The organism is Shewanella sp. UCD-KL21 (assembly GCF_001957135.1).
Classification (GTDB): Bacteria; Pseudomonadota; Gammaproteobacteria; order Enterobacterales; family Shewanellaceae; genus Shewanella.
The window spans coordinates 1-3,236 of sequence record NZ_MPHK01000043.1 but is presented as its reverse complement, the minus strand read 5'-3'; the positions used below and the strand labels follow the sequence as shown (position 1 = coordinate 3,236).

Here is a 3,236-nt window from a genome sequence, read left to right as displayed (position 1 = left end):
ACTGCATGTAAATGGGGCTATAGCTCAGCTGGGAGAGCGCCTGCCTTGCACGCAGGAGGTCTGCGGTTCGATCCCGCATAGCTCCACCATTTACATCTTCTCAATAATTTGAGTCGACATATGCAATTAAGAGATGCCAAAGATAATCTAACCATTATCTTTGGCTTTTTTTAGCCCGTTCTTTAACAATTTGGAAAGCTGATAGTATTTAATACGATGATGTCTGTCGTTGTATTAATTACAAATCGTATTATTGGGAAATTAATCCTTTTCTAATAATACATTGAGTTCTCAAAACACTTTATTAAGTGTCTTGAATATTCTAAAAACTAAGGCGAATTTGTGTACTCGAAAGAGATGCAAATTATGTAATAAACCAGCTAGTTACGATACAGCTGTTAGGGCTACCCGCTCTGACAACAGTTTGTTTCTTTAAGAAACTTATTTGGGTTGTATGGTTAAGTGACTAAGCGTATACGGTGGATGCCTTGGCAGTCAGAGGCGATGAAGGACGTAGTAACTTGCGAAAAGCGTTGGCGAGCTAGTAACAAGCATTTGAGCTAACGATGTCCGAATGGGGAAACCCGGCCACATAAGTGGTCATCATAACGTGAATACATAGCGTTATGAGGCGAACCTGGGGAACTGAAACATCTAAGTACCCAGAGGAAAAGAAATCAACCGAGATTCCCCTAGTAGCGGCGAGCGAACGGGGATTAGCCCTTAAGTCTATGGGGTGTTAGTGGAATGAGTTGGAAAGCTCAACGGTACAGGGTGATAGTCCCGTACATGAAAACTAACCATAGATGAAAACGAGTAAGGCGGGACACGTGACATCCTGTTTGAATATGGGGGGACCATCCTCCAAGGCTAAATACTCCTGACTGACCGATAGTGAACCAGTACCGTGAGGGAAAGGCGAAAAGAACCCCTGTGAGGGGAGTGAAATAGAACCTGAAACCGTGTACGTACAAGCAGTGGGAGCGGTTCTTGAGACCGTGACTGCGTACCTTTTGTATAATGGGTCAGCGACTTACGTTTTGTAGCGAGGTTAAGCGAATAGCGGAGCCGTAGGGAAACCGAGTGTTAACTGCGCGTTTAGTTGCAAGGCGTAGACCCGAAACCGAGTGATCTAGCCATGGGCAGGTTGAAGGTTGAGTAACATCAACTGGAGGACCGAACCGACTAATGTTGAAAAATTAGCGGATGACTTGTGGCTGGGGGTGAAAGGCCAATCAAACTCGGAGATATCTGGTTCTCCTCGAAAGCTATTTAGGTAGCGCCTCGAGCGAATACCACTGGGGGTAGAGCACTGTTAAGGCTAGGGGGTCATCCCGACTTACCAACCCTTTGCAAACTCCGAATACCAGTGAGTACTACTCGGGAGACAGACGGCGGGTGCTAACGTCCGTCGTCAAAAGGGAAACAACCCAGACCATCAGCTAAGGTCCCAAAGTTATTGCTAAGTGGGAAACGATGTGGGAAGGCTTAGACAGCTAGGATGTTGGCTTAGAAGCAGCCATCATTTAAAGAAAGCGTAATAGCTCACTAGTCGAGTCGGCCTGCGCGGAAGATTTAACGGGGCTAAGCAATACACCGAAGCTATGGGTTTGCWCTTAGGWGCAAGCGGTAGAGGAGCGTTCTGTAAGCGGTTGAAGGTGAAGGGGTAACCCACACTGGACGTATCAGAAGTGCGAATGCTGACATGAGTAACGATAAAGGGAGTGAAAAACTCCCTCGCCGAAAGACCAAGGGTTCCTGTCCAACGTTAATCGGGGCAGGGTGAGTCGACCCCTAAGGCGAGGCCGAAAGGCGTAGTCGATGGGAAACGGGTCAATATTCCCGTACTTCTGCTAACTGCGATGGAGAGACGGAGAAGGCTAGGCTAGCGCGGCGTTGGTAGTCCGCGTTTAAGGTTGTAGGCTGTTCACTTAGGCAAATCCGGGTGAACATTAGGCTGAGAGCTGATGACGAGTCACTAAGGTGATGAAGTAGTTGATGCCATGCTTCCAGGAAAATCTTCTAAGCTTCAGGTTAGTAGGAATCGTACCCCAAACCGACACAGGTGGTCGGGTAGAGAATACCAAGGCGCTTGAGAGAACTCGGCTGAAGGAACTAGGCAAAATGGTACCGTAACTTCGGGAGAAGGTACGCTGCTGTTGGTGATGGGACTTGCTCCCTAAGCTGACGGCAGTCGCAGATACCAGGTGGCTGCAACTGTTTATCAAAAACACAGTACTGTGCAAAATCGCAAGATGACGTATACGGTATGACGCCTGCCCGGTGCTTGAAGGTTAATTGATTGGGTTATCTTCGGAGAAGCTCATGATCGAAGCCCAAGTAAACGGCGGCCGTAACTATAACGGTCCTAAGGTAGCGAAATTCCTTGTCGGGTAAGTTCCGACCTGCACGAATGGCGTAATGATGGCCACGCTGTCTCCAGCCGAGACTCAGTGAAGTTGAAATTGCGGTGAAGATGCCGTATACCCGCGGCTAGACGGAAAGACCCCGTGAACCTTTACTATAGCTTGGCACTGAACATTGAACCTACATGTGTAGGATAGGTGGGAGACTTTGAAGCTTCRTCGCTAGATGGAGTGGAGTCAATCTTGAAATACCACCCTTGTAGTTTTGATGTTCTAACCGYGGCCCCTTATCGGGGTTCGGGACAGTGCCTGGTGGGTAGTTTGACTGGGGCGGTCTCCTCCCAAAGAGTAACGGAGGAGCACGAAGGTTGGCTAAGTACGGTCGGACATCGTACGGTTAGTGCAATGGCATAAGCCAGCTTAACTGCGAGACATACACGTCGAGCAGGTACGAAAGTAGGTCATAGTGATCCGGTGGTTCTGTATGGAAGGGCCATCGCTCAACGGATAAAAGGTACTCCGGGGATAACAGGCTGATACCGCCCAAGAGTTCATATCGACGGCGGTGTTTGGCACCTCGATGTCGGCTCATCACATCCTGGGGCTGAAGTCGGTCCCAAGGGTATGGCTGTTCGCCATTTAAAGTGGTACGCGAGCTGGGTTCAGAACGTCGTGAGACAGTTCGGTCCCTATCTGCCGTGGGCGTTGGATGATTGAAGGAAGCTGCTCCTAGTACGAGAGGACCGGAGTGGACGAACCGCTGGTGTTCGGGTTGTTATGCCAATAGCATTGCCCGGTAGCTACGTTCGGAATCGATAACCGCTGAAAGCATCTAAGCGGGAAGCGAGTCCTAAGATGAGTCATCCCTAG

At 49.1% G+C, this 3,236-nt stretch carries 1 tRNA gene and 1 rRNA gene; both read left to right on the top strand.

Annotated features, from left to right (window positions below):
• Positions 1–13 precede the first annotated feature (13 nt).
• A tRNA-Ala gene (locus BM739_RS19675) sits at positions 14–89 on the top strand.
• A 367-nt stretch (positions 90–456) separates the two neighbouring features.
• Positions 457–3,236, top strand: a 23S ribosomal RNA gene (locus BM739_RS19670); the annotation flags it as partial.